Origin of the sequence: Reichenbachiella sp. 5M10, assembly GCF_002742335.1 — a bacterium.
Lineage (GTDB): Bacteria > Bacteroidota > Bacteroidia > Cytophagales > Cyclobacteriaceae > Reichenbachiella.
Window position 1 is genome coordinate 4,137,804 of record NZ_MDGR01000007.1, and the last position, 22,035, is coordinate 4,159,838.

Genomic DNA, 22,035 nt, shown 5'->3' on the forward strand with positions numbered 1-22,035 from the left:
ACAAAAACTCACCCCTAGATCAGCTTCTTTGCACGAATGTCAACTCCGCTGATACCACCTGAAACTCACATAGCCTACCCCCACGATCACCCAAAAAATCAGCATCAACTCCAGGTTGTAAACGCTCATGGCGATCATAGCTACAACGGCAATCAAAAGAGCAATCGCCGGAAAATAAGGATAAAGCGGCACTTTAAAAGGACGCTCCATCTCTGCATGATTTTTGCGCAAAGCAAAAAATGCAACCATGGAGACTATGTAGAGTGTCAGCGCCCCGAAACATGCAATAGTGATGATCTCACCTGTCTTGCCCGTCAATAGCGCGATGATCCCTATCAGCATATTCACAATCAGTGCATTGACTGGGGTTTGTGTTTTGGGGTGGACTTTACCTACGAAAGGAGACACATAACGCTCCCTCCCCAATTCTAAAGTCGAACGGCCAGCAGCCAAGATGATCCCATGAAAAGAAGCTATAAGCCCAAACAACCCTATGGTAATCAGAAGGTGATACAGCACATTGTTTTCACCCACGATGTGCGCCAAGGCTAACGGCAATGGAGAATCGGATGCTGTGGCTCCCGGTTCGGGATAGACGACCGCTTCCCAGCCCGCTACTCCAACGGCGGCAGTGAAGGTCAAAACACACAGAACAACTAGCGTCACAATGGCTGATCCGAAACCTTTCAGTATATTCTTTTGCGGATTTTTAGTCTCCTCTGCCACGTTGGCCACTCCCTCGATCGCTAGGAAGAACCATATCGCAAATGGTATCGCCGCGAAAGCACCTCCCCAACCATTGGGTAGGGCATTTCGCTTCAGGTTTTCAACATCAAATGCCGTAAAACTGACTCCTGAAAATATCAATAATTCTACCACCGCTAGCACCGTGACAAACAACTCAAAATAAGCTGCCGAACGAACCCCTATCATGTTGAGCCCAGTGAATATCAGATAAGCCACAATGGCAATAGTCATCACGTCGACCTGAGGCAGAAACATATGAAGGTAGGCTCCTATCGCAGCAGCTATCGCTGGAGGCGCAAAGATAAACTCAATGCTTTGAGCCATGCCTGCTAAATAGCCCCAGTGCTTGCCGAGTCCCATTCGAGCATAGTCAAATGCTCCTCCTGCTTTGGGAATCGCACAAGCCATCTCTGTATAACTGAAGGTAAAGGTGACATACATCACAATGATGAAAAAAGTCGCCACTGCAAGCCCCAGCGTACCGCCTTCGGCTAGGCCGAGGTTCCATCCAAAGTACATCCCAGATATCACATACCCTACACCAAGCCCCCATAACATCAAGGGCCCTAAGGTCTTCTTCAATTCACTCTTTTGTTCTGTCATAGTTGAGTAGTTGGTCCTCATATGTATCTTTCAAATCGACTCCCGATAATTTTCTTCGTATTGCCTCCGTGATCAAAAAACAGAGTTTCTGAGCAGCCCTCTCATAACTGAGCCCCTCCGTTCGTATGTTTGAGATGCAGTTTCGTCTTTCGTCTGTCAAGCCTCCTTTGGGTGAGTAGGTCATGTAAGCTCCCATACTGTAGGGAGAGGTCAACCCAGGTCTCTCACCGATGAGTACCACACAGACTTGACACTGATTATGCTGCCCAATGGGGTCACCAATCGCCACACGTCCCTGCTGCACCACAGCCAAAGGACCAATCGTATAGCCCTTCAATAACGGTAACAAGCATCGCAAAAAAGGCAATGCGTGCTGCGCAATGGCCATGGCAGACAAGCCATCTACTAGGCAGATACTGATGTCATAGCCGGACTGTTGCTTCTGAAGACTCTCTTCGGACTCAGCATCTAGCAGCCGTCCTAAGTCAGGCCTTTGAATGTACTGCTCTCGATCAATCGCTTGACTTCTGAGCAACATAGTATCATACCCCATCTCGTGGATTTGGGTCAAAAGAGACCCGGTATCCAGCTCAGACCATACTGCATCTCTAGCCAGCGCATGGTCCCTACGAAAAGCCAAGCGCTCCTCTGTGGTCAAGCTCCCCCCTGCTCTACCCAATGCGATTCGCGCTTTCGTAAAGTCTCGATAGCCTTTCCAAGGGTCTCCTTTACTCATAAGTACAACAGTTTATGACGCGATTTACCTTCTAGCATTTGGCCGTGTTCGTCGATTAGACTCATCCGTTGCAACCATTGCTCAAACTCTGGGGCATATTTCAGTCCCATCAATTGGCGAATGTACAGCTGATCATGAAAAGAAGTGCTTTGATAGTGCAACATCACATCATCCGCTCCAGGGACCCCCATGATGAAATTGCATCCCGCTAGCCCTAACAAGGACAGTAAGTTATCCATATCGTCTTGATCCGCTTGACTGTGGTTCGTGTAACAGATGTCACACCCCATAGGCAGTCCCATCAGTTTGCCACAAAAATGATCTTCCAAACCCGCTCGGATAATCTGCTTCCCATTGTAGAGATACTCTGGACCAATGAAACCCACCACTGTGTTGACGAGCAGCGGATTATAATGCCTCGCCAGCGCATACGCCCTCACTTCACAGGTCTGCTGATCGACCCCATGATGTGCTCCTGCAGAGTGTGCACTCCCCTGACCCGTCTCGAAGTACATCAAGTTCTGACCCACAGTACCCCGGTCCAACAATTTCCCAGCATCATACGCTTCATCCAACAATTCTTTCGTCACTCCAAAACTTCGGTTCGTTCGTTCGGTTCCGCCAATGGATTGAAACACTAAATCCACAGGTGCTCCTGCATTGATCAGCGACAGGGTAGTGGTAATATGTGACAGCACACATGTCTGCGTAGGAATCTCAAAACGAACACGAAGTTCTTCCAGCATTTCCAGCAGGTTTCGGGTACTTTGTGCATGATCCGACACTGGATTGATCCCAATCACAGCATCCCCTACACCGTACATCAATCCATCTATTGTGCTCGCCATGATTCCCTTCGGATCATCTGTAGGATTATTGGGCTGCAACCGAGTAGAAAAATGTCCCTTTAGCCCCAAGGTGTTTCTGAATCGCGTCACCTTACTGATTTTAGAGGCCACAAGGATGAGGTCTTGGTTGGACATGATCTTGCTCACCGCAGCAACCATCTCTGGCAGCAACCCCTGGCTGATCTTTCGAATCCACTCGCCATCCGACTCATAGGCCAGCAACTCATCCCGAAACCCTCCTACTGTCAAATGACTGATAGGGGCAAAAGCCTTTTGATCCCAACTGTCGATCGCCAACCGTGTCACTGCGTCCTGCTCGTACGGAATCACCTGCTCCTCCACGAATTGCTTCAAAGGCATATCTGCCAACACGAGTCGTGCAGCCATTCGCTCCTTTTCGTTCTCAGCGGCTACCCCAGCCAACACATCCCCTGACTTCTCGGGCGTGGCTTTGGCAAGCACCGTCTTGAGATCAGAAAATGAGTAGGAAAAATTCCCTACACGGCTTTGGTATTTCATGTCAATACGTTTTGGACGAAAGCATGAAAATGGGCATTAATTCAATCAAAAGCAATGGTTTTTGGCAGGTCCAGAATCTCCCTCCTCCAAAACCATAAAAAAAGGGCCATCGCCCCAAACAAGCCATGACCCTATCTGTTAATTTATTGTTACTTATTGCTCTTGCTTGAATTGATCAAACTCCGACGGGTCTTCCACTCTGGGGAAAGCATTGTTGGACAAGTCTACATCAGGTAGCTCTTGATCAGGGTCAATCGCCACACTAGCGACTTCCTTCTCTTTCAAAAAGGTCTTTTTGATCTCTACCTCGTTGAGCCTCCAAACCTCCGCCGGCAACCGATCGATCTCTGTCGTACCGTCTGTATACGTCCATTCGATGATGACCGGCATGATCAAGCCTCCTTCGTTTTTGAGAGTCAACTCATAGATGTTTTTGCCCCCGACTAGAGTGCGCATTTCTGCCTCATCCACACGACTGAGGAATCCGCCATAACTCTTGTCTGGGGTAGGAACCATCTGAAACGGCTGTGGTCCTGCTGAAAAGTCTTTCGCCGGCTTAGCTTGGTTTCCTTTGCCGCTGATTTTTCCTCCTACCTTTTTCCCTTTATTTTCTACGATGACAGGCTCTTCGCTCATCTGATACCACTTGACCTCCGACAGATTGATGTCTACCTTGTCCGTGGTGAAGTACCACCCCCTCCAAAACCAATCAAGGTCCACCGCTGTGGCGTCTTCTAGCGTGCGAAACAAATCCGCAGGGTTTGGGTGCTTGTACATCCACCGCGTCGCATACTCCCTAAACGCCGCATCAAACAACTCTGGCCCAATCACAGACTCTCTCAAGATCTGAAATCCAGCCGTAGGCTTGTCATAAAAATTGGCTCCAATACTAAACAGCGACTCCACATCAGAAGTCACCATAATCGGCCGCATCACTCTTTGGTCACCGTCCATGTAAGGAACCATGTCCTTGGGCGTCAAGCTATGAAACTGTGGGTAGCGTTCCGCCATCGTTCGCTGATCGAGAAAGGTATTGAGCCCTTCGTCCATCCACATCCACTTGCGCTCATCCGAGCTCACAATCATCGGAAACCAATTGTGTCCCACCTCATGCACAATCGTCCGGATCATGTTTTCTTTCGCTGCGTGGCTCATTTCCCCATTGACAGGACGTCCGCCGTTGAAACTAATCATCGGAAACTCCATGCCGATGTTGGACGTATTGACCGAAATCGCTACTGGATAGGGATAGTTGAAAGTTGCCTCAGAGTACACCTCTAGTGCATGAATGACCGCCTGGGTAGATTCTTCACTCCAAACAGGCAATCCCTCTTTGGGGTAAAAGGACATGGCCATCGTCGTACGATTGGGCAACTTCACAGCCTGTGCATCCCAGATAAACTTTCGCGAACTCGCAAAGGCAAAGTCACGCACATTTTCTGCACGAAACCTCCAAGTCTTGGTGTCCGTGCTTTTAGTCTTTTCATTGGCAACAGCCTCCTCTGGGGTCACAATCATGACGGACTCGTCATACGATTTGCGGGCTTTCGCCAAACGCTTTTTTTGATCCAATGACAGGACATCCTTTTCATTTTGTAATTCGCCAGTTGCAGCGACAAGATGATCCTCTGGTACAGTGATCTCTACATCATAGTTGCCAAACTCTAGAGCAAACTCCCCCAACTTCTGAAACTGCTGGTTTTGCCAGCCTTCGGTATCATTGTACACGGCCATCCGAGGAAACCAGTGTGCGATCAGAAAGACACAGTTGTCATCCTCCGGAAAATATTCGTACCCTTCTCGAGACAATAGGAAGTTGGATCGATCGGTTACTGGATAGGACCACTCCACCGAAAATGACACGGACGACTGAGGCTCCAACGGCTCCATAAGTAGCACTTTCATCATCGTATTGTTGACGAGAGCTTCCAGTTTTTGGCCTGAAGCATCTTTGACCTGCTGTATCGTATAGCCCGCAGGAAACTCCATTGGGCGAAGCAAGTATTGCATATGCTGAGAAGTCATCGAATCTTTGACACTAAAAATACCGCCAAAACCTTCGTTCTCCTTTCGGTTGACATTTTGTTCCAACTGAAGCCAGAGGTAGGGCAAGACATCTGGTGAATTGTTGTAATATGTGATGGTCTCCTTTCCTGTGAGGACTCGTGTTTGCTCATCCAGAGACGCTTTGATTTGGTAATCGGCACGCTGCTGCCAGTAGTCCGCCCCTGATGCACCTGAAGCAGTGCGATAGGTGCTAGGTGGGTCAATCATTCTATCAATAGGCTCAAACTTGCCCTGCCAGGTTTTGTCTTGCGCTAAAGACATCCAAGAAACGGATGAAATCAGCACTACTAGGGTCAATACTCTCATGAAGTTGCTGTTTAAATGAATGATAAATCTAATTAATCAGTTGCGAAGACTGGCCACCAATTATTATGAATGGTCTCCTCAGAGGTTAAATTGTTCAGTCTTCCTCTTTGGGTTCTCCATAGTTGTATTTGAAAAACTGCTCAAGGTCCAACTTCCAGTGCTGAGACAAAGCGTGCCGAGCACCAGACTCGGGATCATACCCTCCAAATACATGCAGAGCCCCCTCCAGCACGGCCGCCCCCATGTGGCGCCCTCCAAAATTCATCTGAAAGGTTTTTAGTTCCTCCGTTTGCGTATCATATACCAACAGCTGATCCAAGTTCTTGTAGTCCCCAACCAAAAAAAGATAGTGCTGGTACCGAACCAAAGCATAAGCCGAACACGGCGCCTCTAGCTTCCCAACTTTCTCCCACTGCTCCGTGGACAAATCGAAGCGATGAATCTTGTCACTAGCCTCTTCTCCATATCCACCCACCATGTACAAATGATTCCCGACGACTACCCCACGCGTCTCCTTCGCCTCTGGCAAATCTGGCAATTGCTCTAAGGCTCCCGTTTTGAGATCATAAACATACATGTCTTGGCTAAACACCAATTCAAACCCTCCGCTACGGGCTTGACTAGCTATAGACCCACCAAACATATACACCTTGTATTCATGATATACCAAACCCATAGATTTGGCAGGGTTTGGGTTTTGACCCAAGCTTTTGGACCTGTAGTTGTTCATGTCGTAGTACTGCAAATCCTCGACTAACCTCACATGGTCACGCCCTACGACCGTACCGCCAGCAAAAAGGACACTCTCATACTCATCCAGATACACAGCACTACCAAACAGTGTCCGTTTTAGCGGACTGGTGGAGGACAGGTCGAGCCATTCGTCGATGCGGGCGTCATAGGTGTAGATTTTATCTGAGTTGCCTGCCGTCTGCGACCGTCCGCCCGCCAGTATGGCCTTGGAGCCACTAGAGCAATACGCCATCCCAAAGAGTGGTTGGGGGACTTTTTTAGCAGCAGTAAACACCACATACTCATTGAGCTGAGCGAAAACGTCATGACACATTAATATTCCCATAGAAAGGGACAGCAAGAGGGTTTTCATACGCATAGAATCTGACCTAAAAATACGGTCATACATGGCCCTGATCCAAAAAACCCCTGTTAATTCTAAAGCATTTGTCTGTTAAGACAGGAAGAAACATGCGACATACATTAAATCAACCCTCGACCTTTGAGCTCCAAGTATTTGTTGATCACATCTATTGTCAGGTTTTGGGGATTGGTCAATAGCGCTTGGACCCCATGGGCACGAAAACGCTTGAGAATAAGGCGCTTCTCGAGATCAAACTTCTCTGCGATCCCGAGCTGATAGACGTCTAGCAAGGTGTCAGGTGCCTGCTGAATATAATCTTTGAGTTCCGAGTTTTCAAACATGACCACCACCACAAGGTGTGCCTGATTGAGCCGACGGATGAGTTCAAGCTGATGAGTCAGCGAAGACTCCGTCTCAAAATTGGTATAAAACAACAACAAACTCCGCTGCGTCACTTTGCGCTTGATCGTCGTATACAGATCAAAATAATTGGGCTCTTCGAAAGCGGTCCGCTCGTTGTAAAGGCACTCGAGAATGGTCTTGAGCTGAAACGAGCGATTGTCTGCCGCCAAGAAGGTCTGGGTCGTCTTTTCGAAGGTTATCAACCCTGCTTTGTCTCCTTTGCGCAAACTGACATTAGAAAGTGCCAGAGCCGAATTGATAGAATAATCCAACAAACTCAACCCACCAAATGGCATCTGCATCGTCCGACCCTTGTTGATCACACAGTAGACTGGTTGAGATTTTTCTTCCTGATATACATTGATCATCAATTGGTTCTTGCGAGCCGTCGCCTTCCAATTGATCTTGCGGATATCATCTCCTGTCACATAGTCTTTGATTTCTTCAAACTCAAAATTGAACCCGGGTCTCCGTAGCTTTTTCAGTCCTTTACTATGGTTGGACAGAAGCAAAAATTCCGTCTCTCGCATGTGCTTGACACTCGGGTAAACCTTGATTGTCTCTGGTTCGGGTTGTACAAAACGTCTTCGAATCAAGCCCAACCTGGTACTGGTAAGCATATTGATCTGACCAAACGCATAGGAACCCCGGTTTGTGGGCTGCAGGGTATAACTTATGATCTTTTCTTCCTGACCCAACCCAGGCAATTCGAAAAATAAATGACGCTCCTGAAAATCAATTGGCGCTTCGTCGATCACTGTCACCGACACAGGCGTGGCAAAATTGCTCCTCACATATATCTTCACCTCATTGGGATAACCCAAAGAATACACCGGACTGGTGATGCGTCGTGCCACCACGGTCCGTTTGGATACGAACAACCACAAAAAATCCACCCCTATCATGAGAACAAAAACCCACGAAAGTACTACGAAGGCTCCATACGCTGGCGACCAAATGAAGCCCACCATGGCCAATAGGGTCAATGCCATCCCCAAGTAATAAAATCGTGAACTGAGGTATATGTTTTTGAGCATAGTCATCTATCTCGGGATCTCGACCTGATCTATGATCAGTTTGATGATGTCGTCCGTCGTGAGTCCTTCCATTTCCTTCTCAGGCGACAAGATGAGACGATGTCTGAGTACAGGGTAGGCAACATACAGCACATCTTCAGGAATCACAAAATCCCGATCCTCTAGGATGGCTTTGATTTTGGCGGCATGCATGATGCCAATAGCAGCCCTTGGTGACGCCCCCAAATAGATGTCTGGAGAAGTCCTTGTCTTGTCCATGATACGTGCAATGAAATCCAGCAATTTGGCATCTATCACTACCTTTTTGGCCTCCGTTCGCAGCGTCATGAGTTCGGCAGTGGTAAGTACCGCAGTGATCTCTGCCTTCATCTTGCCTTCGTTGTGCAGCTCCATGATTTTGACTTCCTCCTCCAAGGTTGGGTAGCCTGTCACCACCTTGAACAAGAATCGGTCAAGCTGTGCTTCTGGCAAACGATAGGTTCCTTCTTGCTCCACTGGGTTTTGGGTAGCTAGCGCAAAAAACAAATCACTCATCGGATAGCAATGTCCATCCACGGTCACTTGACTCTCCTCCATGATCTCAAACAGCGCAGCTTGGGTCTTGGCAGGTGCTCGATTGATCTCATCGATCAGCAATATCTCTGTAAATATTGGTCCCTTCTTGAACTCAAATTCGTTGGTCTTGAGGTTGAAAATGGAAGTCCCCAATACATCCGAAGGCATCAGATCAGAAGTGAACTGAATGCGTCCAAATTGTGCAGAGATCAACTTAGCTAGCGTCTTGGCAGTGAAGGTCTTGGCTATGCCTGGCACGCCCTCTATCAGCACGTGTCCTCCAGAGATCAAGCCTATGATCAGCTGATCGAGCATTTCTTCCTGCCCGACGATCACCTTTTTGATTTCTGATTTGACCTCTGCTACTTTGGCAGAGATGGCCGTGATTTGACTTCTATTTTCTTCACTCATCTCTTCGTTGATTTTTTGTAAATAACATTTAGTTTTTTGTCGAGCGCTATCAAAAGCTCGTCGTTGATGGCCTTTGCTCCTTCAACCTCCTGGATCACTTTCACCAGAGCAGTCACGTCCTCTTCTTTCACTCCGATTTTGGCGGCTAGTACACGATCATTGTCTTGATGCAAATGAGCGTGGTACTGCATTCGTATGTTCTCTTTGAAATAATCGATACGACTTTTGGCGACAGCCCTCTGGTCTCTCTGATGAAAATACAACAACCCGACGGTCTTGATAAAGTCCATCGTCTGGTTGGGCAGTGCTCGGATCACTGGAATGGCTCGCTGCACCCGACGACTCCCCACGATCATGTGTAGCGCGATCAAGGCCAAAGCAAAATACAGAGCGTTTCGAAGGGGTGGGTGTTTCAGTACCTCTCGAAAAGGCGAAGAATTGGTCGCTACACCACTCTGGTAATAACTCGTCCACCGGACCCCCGAATCGGGCAATAGTGACAATACGCGTGCTGTCAATCGATGATTGTCACCATAAAGCATGAAATAATTCGTGAAAATAATGGGTGTACTACAAAGTACAAACTCACCCTCTCCAAACGGGATACTTGCCACGACTGCTTGTCCTTCGGCATTGGTCACGTAGACCACTGCCGAAGGCGGCAAGCTATCGATGTACTGGAGAATCTCCGTCTCCAAAAAGTACGTCCGAGGCATGCCCTCCACCTCCAAAAACGAGGAGTCACCATCACTGTCGTAATAGTAATCCCTCGTGTCGAAATAGATGGACAAGGTGTCAACGAGTTTTTGATCCAAGTAGCTTGTGCTCAGCAGTACCGTTTTTCCTTGTGACACTTGGGCAACCAACTCCTCGTAACTGGGGTCTCCCAATACGAGATCCTCAGAAATCGACAAGAGTCCTTCTCCCTCTTCGCTTCGCCTCAACACTTCGTAAAAGCTATGGTTATCCATCTGCCACTCCTGAAACATACTCGGAGCTAATTCGGACAAGGCATACGCCCCGTATGGGTTTTGGTCAACGCTCGCATAGGTTTTGGTCCAGTTGGTCGGACGCTCATAGCCACCCATCGCCAAGAGCAACAGCAGCGAAATCGCTACGATATACAAGATACTTCCTTTGCTCACGACAGTTGGTCTTTGATCCATTGAAAATCACCTTCCATTTGTGCACACATCTCGACTGACACCGGCAAGTGTCCGTACCAGATCTGCTCAAAAGACTTCGTCATCTTGCAAAACGTCTCCCGTGACTGATGGCCAGCCAATTCGCTCAAATACTCGCGGTTGGTTTTTCGGATCTCGTACTGGATGAGTTCTTGATCAGAAAGGATCTGCAGTGCATGCAAATAATAGTAGCGCACCACCATGAGGTGGTTGCCGTTGCGCTTGGCCTCCTCGATCAGCTGGCCAAAATCTAAACCCTCGATGTCTTCGTCAGTGAGCACATACTCTTTGGCCGGCACTTTTTTCTTACCAAACGGAAGCAAATAATTCATTTCAATCCCAAGTATCTTGAGGATCAAGTACAACATACCTCCCACCATAAACCCATAAAAAAGAATCTCAAACACAACAGGAGGGATATGCCAATTCAGTTGCTCCGCAAAAAAAGACCCCAAACGACCAAACCAATAGTCCAAAAACACCGAAACACGATCGTACCAACCGTAGCTCTTCTCTTGGCTATAGTATTCACTTGCAAACTCCTCCTGCAGCTGCGCTAGTTTCTTGCTATCGAAGCTTCGCCTACTCATCAAGATGCTTGGTTCATCTCCTCGATGTTAGACATCAAGCCGACTGCTTCTTTTTGTTCTCTTAGGTTGAAATACTGAAACGAAATCGCGACCACTGAAATCGTATAACTCATCAAAATACCAAGGTAGGCAAAGGCCATAGTCCCTGACATCATGAGCATATTGGCGTTGGACATGTCGGTAAAAAGTGAATCAGGGTTAGCTTGATTCGCCAATATTTCACTAAACATGAAGCCATACATCGGCAGATAAAAAACCATCGCAATAGCCATCTGAATGAAATATAGTACAATCATATAACCAAAAGTACTCCACCAATGTCCTTGGATCAGCTTGAAAGACCTCCCAAACGAACGGAAGAGATTGCCCTTCTCAAAAATCACAATCGTAAACACCATCGAAAAAGCCACACTGACATAAATCATCGGCACCACCAAAAAAAACATGGAAACAAAGACCATGATAAACAAAGGGATCGAAATCAAAAACAACTTGCCCCCGTCTTTGAAAATATGTCGAGCAATCAGGCCCGTCGTAATCTCCTCAGGAGGCATCTCTTGGTAGAGTGCGAGATAGCGCAATACGATCGCAAAAAATGAATAGAACAAGAAGAAGCCCGAAATCATCATTCCCAAACTACTGATCAGCATATTGGTCGGGTCTACCTCCTCAGGTGCACCTCCTCCTGCAAACCCCATGAGAGACTGCATATACATCGCATACGAAAAACCCACCAATAGCACAATAGGTCCGTCAATGATCAATATCGTCTTGAAGAGATGTTTGAAATTTTCTCGAATAAACTCGAAAGTCACATTGATGCGGTCGCCCAAAACGCGCTCTTTATAGTAGGGGATTTTAGGAACGTATTTGTTTTCCATGCTTGAAAAGTTGATTTGGATAAATAATCGTATAATAAATCACTCCAGCCAAAGTACCGAAGATAATAATCAGTTTGACAACCGTAGGCAAGTCGGTCATTCGTGTCACAAAAGACTCCAGAAAACCGGCGATGATAAACAGCGGTACGAGCCCCACCACTATTTTGATACCTCGCTTGGCGCCTCGCTTGAAGGACTCCTTGCGCGTCAGTGTACCTGGGAACATGATACTGTTGCCAATGACCAGCCCCCCAGCACCTGCGATCACGATCGACGAGATCTCGATCGCCCCATGTATCCATATCGTCAGTGCAGAAGTCGCCAACAGGCCCTGCTGATGAAAGAAGTACTGAAAAGCCCCAAGCATAATGCCGTTTCGCATGAGCATAAATGCCGCGCCGACCGACAGCATTACCCCATAGGCAAAAACCATGAAGGACACCATGATATTGTTGACGGTAATACCCAAAAACATCGGCATCTGATGAGCCTCTTTGTAGACAGCCATCGGGTCACCCTCCTCGATGTTTTGTAGGGTCATGTTGACATATTGATCACCCAAGATGAGCCGAACGAATGTATCGTCCAGCGCCACCGACAAGGCCCCAATCAAAGCAGAGACCATGAAAATGACAAACGAATAGATCAACTCTCGACGTGAATCATACATCACCTGAGGAAACTCCTCTTTCCAAAAAGTAATGAAGCGACTCTTAGACTCCTTCTTGTTGCGGTATAGTCTCTGATAGACCACCGATGCGAGCTCGTTGAGATAGGTGTGGGTCTTGGATTGAGGGAAATTGGATCGGACAAAAGAGAGGTCATCTGTAAGCCGAATATAATAGGCTGTCAACCTATCTGCCGACAGGGTCGTGCGCGCATTCAAACGATCCTCCATCTCCACCCACTCTTTTCGGTTTAGCTTGATAAACAACGCTTCCTTCATTCTTGATTGGCCTTTTGTCTGTGCGGACGATGAAGCAAATCAACGAAGGCTTTGACAAAGAATAGTTTTTTTAGATATTGTACAACAGTTCTAGTTTCTAAAGTAAAGCAATATGTCTCATATAGGTGTTTACACTGCACAAAATATTTTTATTAACTTCAAGATCGCAGGCATCGGGGACCGCATCGCTGCCTTTTTAATCGACTTGTTGATACTCACTGCCTATGCGATGTTCATCTCGTTCGTCCTATCCACCACCGAATCTTTTGGCATAGGATCCGTCCTCTATCTGCCCATCCTATTCTACCATCCGCTGTTTGAGTATTTGATGAACGGTCAGAGCCCAGGCAAAAAACAAATGAAGATCCGTGTACTCAAAGAAGAGGGTGAACCCGTCACAATCTCCTCCATCCTTCTACGTTGGGTACTGAGCCCGATAGACTTCATGATGTCTGGCGGTATAGCCATCAGCTCGATCATCCTCACCAAACAAGGCCAGCGCCTCGGCGATCTGGCTGGCGGCACCATAGTCGTCAAAGAAAAGAAATTAGAAAACTACGACAAGGCTTTCATCCGTCACCAAGTCGAGGAAGGCTATGAGCCTGTCTTTCCGGCCGTCAAAGTCCGCTTGGAACAAAAAGACATCGACCTGATCCAAGACGTGCTCCGCGTTCGTCTCGAACACACCCTCAATGCGCCCGCCGAAAAAATCAGAGCTGTCATGGAAAAGAAACTAGAAATCAACTCTGACCGCTCCACAGTAAATTTTCTCCACACACTGGTCAAGGACTTCAACTACTACCAAAGCCAAGAAGAAGCCTACAACATCGTATAAACAGAACTATTTGACTTTGCTCTCGGCATGAGCAATACCTAGGTTGACATAGTACGCGAGCTCTGGCTCTGTGGCAAATCCCTCGGGTGCCACGAAAACCATCTCCTTCATCGGCTTGCCAGTGAAATCCATCGGACGAACACCCTCCTTCTGCAATTCGATTTGGTCATCGGGAGCCAGCACACGTACACAAAGATCGTCTTTGACGATCCCTACACTCATTTTTCCTCTGTAAAGAAAACTCAACCCTCCAAACATTTTCTTTTCCGTGATCCGTGCGCCATAGGGGCTAGATGTTGTCTCACTCGTACCGCTGTTTCTTCATTATATGCCATGACTATATCATTAGGTGTAAATCGGTGTGCGGGATATCGTCTTCGAGGTACTCTTCAGAACAGACCTTAAAGCCAAACGATTCGTAATATTTCGTCAGATGAGATTGCCCTTGTACATAGATTTCTTTGGCTCCCTCGACACCATGAATTCGTGCCATGGCAGCTCGTATCAGGTCTCCAGCGAGCCCTTTGCTCCGATAGCGTACATCCGTGACGATCCTCCCTATCCCGTACACCCCTGGATCACGTAGGTAGGTGCGCAAGTAAGCCGCCAGCTTCTCGCCATCATAAAGCATGAAATGATCAGACACCTTATCCAGATCACTCAGTTCTGGATAAGGGCAGTTTTGCTCCACGACGAACACATCCACCCGGAGTTTGAGTAGCTGATACAGCTCCGTGGTGTTCAGTTCTTCAAATGTTTTGATACCTAATTGATAGTTCATAATCGATCTCCCCGAGGGGCGGTTTGTTTGCTCACGACCTGGATATCGCTGGGGCGTAAATCTCCACAAAAACCAGCTAAAAGCCAATATAGCCCTCGCTTGCCACCAGAGCTGTATGCAAAACATCCTTCGAGAACTCTAGTCATAGGCTTCACCACATGAAGATACTACTGAGGAAAAATCAAAAGTATACACTCACAGCTCCCCTCCCAGCACCACGGTTTCTTTGATCACTTGCTTGTTGCCGCTGGGGTCATACACCTCAGCAAAAACAATGTAGTACCCTATAGGTGCCAAATCGCCTGCATCCGTCGTACCATCCCAAGTCACAAAGCCTGTCATAGAAAGCAATTGGTTCTCGGCAAGTGCTCTGATCGGGCGACCGTGCGTATCAAATACGGAGATATTGGCAAAGCCTCCCGGCTGATCCAGTACATAACGGATCGTCGTGAAGTCGGGCTGCCCCATAGTATTGGGCATGAAAACCTTCGGCTCTACTACCAGTTGACCTTGCCCTGCTCCTGCCTCGGTGTACTGAGAGTTTTGCCGTCCAGGCGTAGCATAAAATGCCGTGCTGGCTGCTGAGTGCCAACTGTTAGGGTCATTGGACGGAGCATCGTAGGCAATTCGCTCTAGGCTCACCCCTTCTTCACTGTCCAACAAACGCGAATGATAATCCTCCCTGTATGCAAAATAATCCACGGTTTGCCCGACTGCATCGATCAGCGTCACTTCACCATCGCCATCGTTGTAGGCAGGGAAACTAGCCATCTCAAAGTAAGCCGATTCATCCCCCGACGGATACTGCGCAGCTAGCACCAGAGGGTCAGCCGTCAGCACCACAAAAGTCGATGGCTCGACCAACCGATGATCAGTGGTGATCACTTTGGAGGTGATGCCCTCTCCTGATCCGCTGGCGAGCACCCAGTTTTGCAAGTCGATCACCTTGTCCGAATGATTATAGATCTCCACAAAATCCACTCCACCTGATTCGGGATTGAATAAGACTTCGTTGATCAAAACATCCAAACTATCCGCCAACTCTGGGACTTGTACGATGATTTGTCCAGCCTCCAAAGAGACAAGGTTACCGACGCAGTCTTTGACTCCAGACACAGTCAATGCATATTGTTGACGTGGTTGCAACTCCTCCAATAATGTGACGGTCATGCTCCGACTACCTGGAAGCACCAGCTCCGCCGATTCGATGACTCGATTCGGGTCGAAAACCATGTACTCCAACAGACCTCCCATCGTCGGGTATAGTTTTTCATCCCAAGTGATCTCTATCTGCTGATTGCCTTCCCATACCGCCGATACGATCTCTGGTCCCCTGTGGTCAGGGTTTTCAGCCGATTGGGAATTGGCCATTCCTGGTGTGCCACCTATCTCCTGAGACCCTGTCCAATTCCTTTCTTCTCCACAAAAATTCGCCACGTCTACCATCTCCAAACTCAGCCCCGTATGCTCCTCCACACCATACCAGTCGTCCGTATAACTTGTCGAAAACACCAGCTCATCCCCTGCATAGATAGACAAGGTCTCCCCTCCATTGTTGAGTGTCAACCATGAAGAAAGACTCCCTACATTTTGAGCAAGGAAACTCGAGGGCTTAGCCGCCAGCAATATATACTCGCCAGGCTCAACCTCCCCAGACTCAAAGGTTGTTTGGCCATTGCCATCCTTCCAAACCAAGCCCGTCAGCTTCAACGACTGTTCAGAGGCATTGTACAATTCTATGTACTCCTCTTGATCCGCAGTGGGAGCCGCCATGATCTCAGTAATAATCAGCTCACCGTACTGCGGTAGATACGGCATTTCGTAGCTGAAATTAACCGTAGTGTCCTTGATTTGATTTTGGGACAAGTCGTGTAGCGAATGTATCATCAGTGAATACTCCTGCTCTCCAATCGGGGATCCCAATGTGAGTATTACCGCTGTGTCTTGCGCCAGATAAGTCGCTTGACCCCAAGCCAGTTCAGACGATTCATAATAGCCCAAAAACTCCGCAGCACTTTCATCCATCGGTTCGGAAAAATGGATGGAAAGCGTCTCAGCATCAAGAAGCCGTACTGTCTCCACGGTTGGTGCCCTGCGGTCTATCTTCACCGCTACACTATGCCCTGGCATGAGATTTCCAAACTGATTTTGGAGTACAGACCAGCCAATCAAATACAGCTGATCGGCTCTAAATTCCTCTTCAAAAACCAATTGCAAAACATGCGAGTCTTCTGAACTCACGACCACCGCCACAGGCTGTATGTCTGCATTGAGCCAAAAATCCTCCTGGCTCACCGCGTCAAATGTGGTCTCAAACGTAAGTGCAATTGTATGGTTATTTTGAATTACAGCATTTTCCAATCTTGGATCAAACACAAACTGACAACTCCCCGTTTGCAGCACTTGACCCTCCACACTTCTTAGCGCTGAAAAAAGCAATTCATAAGACGTACCTGCCTCCATCCCCCCAGACAAATACAATGTCACAAACCTACCTACTGACGCTACAGAATCGACATCCAACGCGACTAAATCAAAATGCAACGGTTCGTCAAAGGACGTTCCCAACACCTGATTAAACTCCAAACGAACCTCATCCGCCGCTAAAACCTCAACTCCACTCAATCGAAAAGGGCCATGGTCTAATGCCAGCATGAGCGGGTCAGTCATGGTGTTGCCTCGCTGATCAGCCAAACCCGCTACTCCCAATTCATACACTTCACTATTGAATGTCTCCTCCGCAAAATAAAGTGTTACTTGCCGGGCAAACTCACGCTCAACAACTGCTTTTGACGGAACCAAACCCAGTGCCTCCAGATGATAATGGTCGACCACTGCAGCCAGAGCAGTGTCCAAGGGCTCATGAAATAGAAGCACTATCTCGCTTGGAGATTTGACATAGGCACTGTCTAGCTGTGGTGGTACCTCATCATAGACAAAAGACCGACGGATACGGGTTTTGATCACATTGTCAAACTGATCTGCTACTTGATCTATCAAAAGATCATATATCACCTCTGACTCAAACACTTCATCGAACTCCAGCCTCACTGTTTTCATTGCTGTATCTAGCTCGGCATAGTCTGGATAGTGGTCTTCGTACTCATAGTGATCCAATGTCACGGCACTCTGTTGCTCCACCTTTTCGGTAAACCGGCATAACAAAGTCCGCTCATCAAGCACCTCCAAGGTGTCGACCTTAGGAGGAGCCGTATCGTAGACCAATGTCGCCGACGAACGAGGTAAACTCTCCCCTTCTTCGTCTACCAACCCTTCGGCATACAACGTCAACAGTTTGTTTTCATCAAGGCTTGTCTGAAAAATCAAATGGACCTGTAGCGTGTCATTCTTGTTGGCAAACACAGAAATCGGCCCTAGCTCCTCGCCTCCCAACCCATAGTGACTAGGGTCAAGCATGCTTTCTCTCTGAAGAGGAAATTCAAACGCCAACAACAGATGATGACCCCCCAGCACCCAAACCGTATCAAGACTGGCCCGGTAGGAGAATGTACGATCATAAGAATCGGCAGAAACGTTACCTGCCAAATCAGACAGCCCATGAGCAGTCACATCATAGGTCAAATCAGGAACAAAAGGTGCCTCAAAATGCAAATGGACTACAGTAGGCGTTCTATCATCTTGACTCAGCACTGATGGGCTGCCTATACCGAACGTCGCTACAAAATTATCCTCCGAAACACCCTCCAAATCTAGCTCCTCATCAAAAACCAACTGCAATTCAGTATCCGACACTACGATCACCTCTTCCAAAACAGGCGGCTCTACATCATAAGTCTCGCTGAGCATATTCACTTCCAGCTCATTACCCGCACAATCTTCAGCGCCAGCAATCGTCAAGGTATATGTCGTGCCACTCACCAAGCTTGGCATGACTCCTAACGTTGCCCCAAAGTAAGAAGGAGATACGCTGCCTATGGTACTACCCTGATTCAAGGCATAGGTAGCCATAGACAAAGATTGCTCGTCCATCGGTTCGTCAAAAGTTAGCTCTAAGCTCCTCTCATCTATAATGTCCAAAGCAATAAGATTAGGGCTAGTCGTATCGGGACTATCGTCCAAAACCGAATTTTGTTGACCAGGTGACCCTCCATCCATATGTCTAGAAGCTGTCCAGTTCGCGGAGTAGTTACAAGCCAGATACGGATTGATTTGCTCCAAGGAGAACCCACCATCATCCTTGGTCTCATCATGATACCAACGCGTAGAGTAAGTCAAAGAATCCACTACATTTCCTAAATTGTCAAGGAGCGTGAGTCTCATGCCACCATTTGTCAGCGCAGGAAAAGAAGCCACCGTCACCACGTCTCCGAAATCCTCAAACTCAGTCAGGTTAGAATCATCTGTCACGATTACATAAGCCCCCGATTCGAGGGTAAAACCTTCCAAAGCATTTCCATTCAAAGTGAAGTTCTCAACTTTAATCGCTTGATCTGATGTATTCAACAATTCGATGAATTCTTCGTCTGGAAGTCCCGTCGCTGAAGGATTAAAATCCGCATAAATCTCGTTGATGACAATATCTCGAAAAGCTGTGGCAGTCTCGATGCTGATAGGCTGCTCTACTTCGCTCAAGGTCTCGTCTTGATCGACGTTGCTGATGTTGTTAATTGTTAGGATATAATCGTTGTTGCTGAAGTCATCGGCGAAGGTGAGTAGCACTTGATCGGGATTACTGGCATCCATGAGGGCTGATGATGGGGTAGCATACCCGTTGCTCAACGTGTAGTTGCCAACCGATTCGGCAGAAGTCGCATCCAAACCCTGCGTGAAATGCAGTCTTAGGGACTGACTACCCTCGACATCTACACTAGCCAATCCAAAAGGCGGATCAAATGCTGAGACACCCACATCATCAAAATAAAAATTATATCTATTCGTCTTGGTATGAAAAACCACAAATCCGAAATAAGCTGTCGCAGCATAAGTATTGTCTACAAATTCGTCCCCTTCAGAAACAAAAGCTGTACCTCCCATGGGGTCGCACCAAACGGACCATGTGCCCAAGGCATCCCGCATGACTTTGATTCGCGCGAGCACCTCTCCTGAAAACTTCGTAGATCCGCTAAAAAGCAAACTTGACGAACTCCCATCCTGCCTATAAAAATCAATTTCATCCTCTCCACTTTGACCGATCTGGATGTAGTACCCCTTGAGCTCTCCTTCCAGGTTCGATTCGTCTGAGACTAGATATATTCTGCTTTTGTTGCTGCCAGATGGAGCCAAGCGCATATCCACCAGAAACGTCCACTCCGTGTAATCCATCACGGTGTTGGGTGTAGAAAGGTGGAGCGTTTCGGTAATATCCGGACCATATGAGTGGAGTTGACCGCTTTCGATCTCAAACGCTGTGATGTCCCCAGACCAAGCGGGGTTGCTGGCGAAATCTCCATCCGAAAAGTCCTCTGTGATTTGCGAAAAAGCGTGCAGACTCATCACGAGAAAGCACAAGAGTAGGGTTGGTCTCATGGTCTTGTGGGTTGGTTATGAACTGATTCGTATTACAAAATACGAAATTCATGTTCAATCCACAACACCTTAAAGACGCGATTCAGCCGGACCCACGGCTCTTTATTCCAAACTAAACTTGATGCGCAAGGTGATGACATCCTCGACAGATTGGTTGTCCCGAATCGATGGCTTCCAAGATGGCCCTTCCGTAATCAGGCGAATGGCCTCCTCATCACAGCCATAGCCTAAGCCTTTTTTGATCACAATATCGGATACATTACCATAGCTGTCTACTGTAAACCGTACGGTGACTTTTCCTTCGACCTGCAGCTCTTTCGCTGCGACAGGGTAGCGTAGGTTTTCCTTTATATATCTTTTGTATTTCAAAAAACCATCAACGGGAGTTGCACCTGCGTCAGGCTTAGGGCGAGACTCACCATAGCCAATCACCACTACTTCATCGAGAGCGGCCATGTCGGTTTCCATGACTGCAAGGATTGTGTCATTCGCGCCTATCCTGATCTGTTCGCTCGAATAGCCAATAAAGTTCACCTCCAGCGTCTCCCCCTCATGGGCATTCGACACTTCAAACCGTCCTTCGATATCCGTGACTGTTCCTTCGCCGGTTTCTTTAATCCAAACTGTCGCACCCGGAATATCCTCTCCGTCGGATCCTACGACCTTGCCATAAACCGTTTTGCTACTGTAGCTCCCATCAGACGTAGCGACGGATTGTCGCTTTTTCATTCGCGCAGCTAAGGCTGGCTGAGAACTCATCGCCATAGATTCTTCTGCTGCCTGATTGATTGGTACTACGTCCTCTTCGACAGAATACACGGTTTCTGCCAATTCTTCATCAGCCAAAGAAGGGCTCTCTTCTTGTTCTGGCATGGGTTGACCCTCTGTTTCTACAGCTATCTCTAGCATGTCCTGCTTAGGTGTTTCCTTTGGAGGAGAAACCTTATGCTTAGGAGTCGGGGCTACTATTTTCTTACTCGGCTCAACTGCTTCTATTTCTTCGGTCACAGGTTTCGAGAGAGGTGGTTGGGCTTGTTCCTTTTCTGGTTTCACTGGAGTATCTTCCTTCATGACGATAGTGTCTTCCTCCCTGAGCGTATCCATCACCATCCATATCGAAAACGACCCCATGAGCAACAACGCCACTGCAGCAGCTATCCGCATAGGATTTTTCCATATCGGCACACCCTTGGCGTCTGACTTGGCCATTGCCAAACGCTCAACCAGGGCCGCTACATCCTTTTCCATCTCTACGGACACAGATTCATAGCCTCTCATGGCCTCCGCCTCAAAGGGATGATCCAGCAGATAGCGCTCTACTGCATGTCGCATCTCTGGTGAGAGCTCGTCGCGTAGATATTGTTGCATCAGTGCAGGTGTCAGTTCTGACAGAGGTTCGATATGTGGACGGTCTTTATTCACTTTCTTCCATGCATAGTTTCAAATTTCGCTTTCCGTTTTGGATGTAACTCTTTACTTTTTTGATCCCAAAACCAGTCTTTAATTCCACCTCTTGGTAGCACTTTCTTTCGAGGAAAAACAAACGAACGCAAGTCTGCTGCTCTTCTTTCAGCTTATCTATACAGCTTTCTAATTTTACGAGATTTTCTTCGAGTCTGGTTTCGTCATCATGATGCAAATCTTCACTCGATTCCATAACTGCCTCCGACAATTCTGACGATTGGCCTTTGGTTTTTTGTCTTCGCAGCTGCATCAAACAATGGTTTCTTGTCAAGACATAGAGCCAACTCTTGAAATTATCCACCTCGTGACCGGGCAACTTGACGACCAGTTCTTCGAATATATTGTGTACGGCATCCTGTGCCTCTTCCTTGTTTTTGAAATACTTCAACGCCACCCCATAGACCAAGTGCATGTAGCGCTGGTATAACCTGCCGAGTACCGCTATGTCTCCATGCTGTTGGTACTGCTGCAAAATAAAATGGTCGCTATCAGTCGTGGAGTTTGTCAAATACGGGTTCTTTTTCTCGGATGAGAGATCAA

At 47.6% G+C, this 22,035-nt stretch carries 17 protein-coding genes; 1 reads left to right on the top strand and 16 read right to left on the bottom strand.

What is annotated here, in order from left to right; genetic code table 11:
* Positions 1-39 precede the first annotated feature (39 nt).
* From eat to BFP72_RS16865, 11 genes are all read right to left on the bottom strand, one after another.
* Positions 40-1,350: an ethanolamine permease gene (gene eat, locus BFP72_RS16815; RefSeq protein WP_099600245.1), complete on the bottom strand. Its 1,311-nt coding sequence runs from the start codon at positions 1,348-1,350 to the stop codon at positions 40-42.
* Positions 1,331-2,086 carry an ethanolamine ammonia-lyase subunit EutC gene (gene eutC, locus BFP72_RS16820; protein ID WP_099600246.1) on the bottom strand — a complete coding sequence of 252 codons (756 nt, stop codon included), beginning with the start codon at positions 2,084-2,086 and terminating at the stop codon, positions 1,331-1,333. The genes eat and eutC overlap by 20 nt, the downstream gene beginning before the upstream one ends.
* The gene (locus BFP72_RS16825; protein WP_099600247.1) at positions 2,083-3,453 is read right to left on the bottom strand and encodes an ethanolamine ammonia-lyase subunit EutB; all 1,371 of its coding nucleotides are present in this window, start codon (positions 3,451-3,453) and stop codon (positions 2,083-2,085) included. The genes eutC and BFP72_RS16825 overlap by 4 nt, the downstream gene beginning before the upstream one ends.
* A 153-nt stretch (positions 3,454-3,606) precedes the next feature.
* Positions 3,607-5,826, bottom strand: coding sequence for a M1 family metallopeptidase (locus tag BFP72_RS16830; protein ID WP_099600248.1), 2,220 nt, complete (start codon positions 5,824-5,826; stop codon positions 3,607-3,609).
* 94 nt (positions 5,827-5,920) lie between these two features.
* Positions 5,921-6,931, bottom strand: coding sequence for a kelch repeat-containing protein (locus tag BFP72_RS16835; protein WP_158233446.1), 1,011 nt, complete (start codon positions 6,929-6,931; stop codon positions 5,921-5,923).
* Positions 6,932-7,041: 110 nt separating this feature from the next.
* Positions 7,042-8,361: a DUF58 domain-containing protein gene (locus BFP72_RS16840; protein WP_158233447.1), complete on the bottom strand. Its 1,320-nt coding sequence runs from the start codon at positions 8,359-8,361 to the stop codon at positions 7,042-7,044.
* A 6-nt stretch (positions 8,362-8,367) separates the two neighbouring features.
* Positions 8,368-9,327: a MoxR family ATPase gene (locus BFP72_RS16845; RefSeq protein WP_099600251.1), complete on the bottom strand. Its 960-nt coding sequence runs from the start codon at positions 9,325-9,327 to the stop codon at positions 8,368-8,370.
* Positions 9,324-10,493 carry a DUF4350 domain-containing protein gene (locus BFP72_RS16850; protein WP_099600252.1) on the bottom strand — a complete coding sequence of 390 codons (1,170 nt, stop codon included), beginning with the start codon at positions 10,491-10,493 and terminating at the stop codon, positions 9,324-9,326. The genes BFP72_RS16845 and BFP72_RS16850 overlap by 4 nt, the downstream gene beginning before the upstream one ends.
* Positions 10,469-11,101, bottom strand: a complete 633-nt coding sequence (locus BFP72_RS16855) for a DUF4129 domain-containing protein (RefSeq protein WP_099600253.1) — start codon at positions 11,099-11,101, stop codon at positions 10,469-10,471. Before BFP72_RS16855 ends, BFP72_RS16850 begins: the two co-directional genes overlap by 25 nt.
* Complete coding sequence (locus BFP72_RS16860) at positions 11,101-11,982, bottom strand: hypothetical protein (RefSeq protein ID WP_099600254.1); 882 nt, start codon at positions 11,980-11,982, stop codon at positions 11,101-11,103. Before BFP72_RS16860 ends, BFP72_RS16855 begins: the two co-directional genes overlap by 1 nt.
* Positions 11,960-12,928, bottom strand: coding sequence for a stage II sporulation protein M (locus BFP72_RS16865; RefSeq protein WP_099600255.1), 969 nt, complete (start codon positions 12,926-12,928; stop codon positions 11,960-11,962). Before BFP72_RS16865 ends, BFP72_RS16860 begins: the two co-directional genes overlap by 23 nt.
* Before the next feature lie 112 nt (positions 12,929-13,040).
* Between BFP72_RS16865 and BFP72_RS16870 the strand changes: the two genes are divergently transcribed.
* Entirely contained in the window at positions 13,041-13,763 is a 723-nt protein-coding gene (locus BFP72_RS16870) for an RDD family protein (RefSeq protein ID WP_099600256.1), read from the top strand.
* A 6-nt stretch (positions 13,764-13,769) separates the two neighbouring features.
* On the opposite strand, the gene BFP72_RS16875 is transcribed toward BFP72_RS16870, so the two are convergent.
* The 5 genes from BFP72_RS16875 to BFP72_RS16895 all read right to left on the bottom strand — a co-directional run bounded on the left by BFP72_RS16875 (position 13,770) and on the right by BFP72_RS16895 (position 22,003).
* The gene (locus tag BFP72_RS16875) at positions 13,770-14,036 is read right to left on the bottom strand and encodes a TfoX/Sxy family protein (protein ID WP_255397279.1); all 267 of its coding nucleotides are present in this window, start codon (positions 14,034-14,036) and stop codon (positions 13,770-13,772) included.
* Positions 14,037-14,100: 64 nt separating this feature from the next.
* The gene (locus tag BFP72_RS16880) at positions 14,101-14,544 is read right to left on the bottom strand and encodes a GNAT family N-acetyltransferase (protein ID WP_221406533.1); all 444 of its coding nucleotides are present in this window, start codon (positions 14,542-14,544) and stop codon (positions 14,101-14,103) included.
* Positions 14,545-14,739: 195 nt separating this feature from the next.
* The gene (locus BFP72_RS16885) at positions 14,740-20,031 is read right to left on the bottom strand and encodes a lamin tail domain-containing protein (RefSeq protein ID WP_099600258.1); all 5,292 of its coding nucleotides are present in this window, start codon (positions 20,029-20,031) and stop codon (positions 14,740-14,742) included.
* 102 nt (positions 20,032-20,133) lie between these two features.
* Positions 20,134-21,453 carry a TonB family protein gene (locus BFP72_RS16890; protein ID WP_099600259.1) on the bottom strand — a complete coding sequence of 440 codons (1,320 nt, stop codon included), beginning with the start codon at positions 21,451-21,453 and terminating at the stop codon, positions 20,134-20,136.
* Positions 21,446-22,003, bottom strand: coding sequence for an RNA polymerase sigma factor (locus BFP72_RS16895; RefSeq protein ID WP_255397245.1), 558 nt, complete (start codon positions 22,001-22,003; stop codon positions 21,446-21,448). Before BFP72_RS16895 ends, BFP72_RS16890 begins: the two co-directional genes overlap by 8 nt.
* Positions 22,004-22,035: the final 32 nt, after the last annotated feature.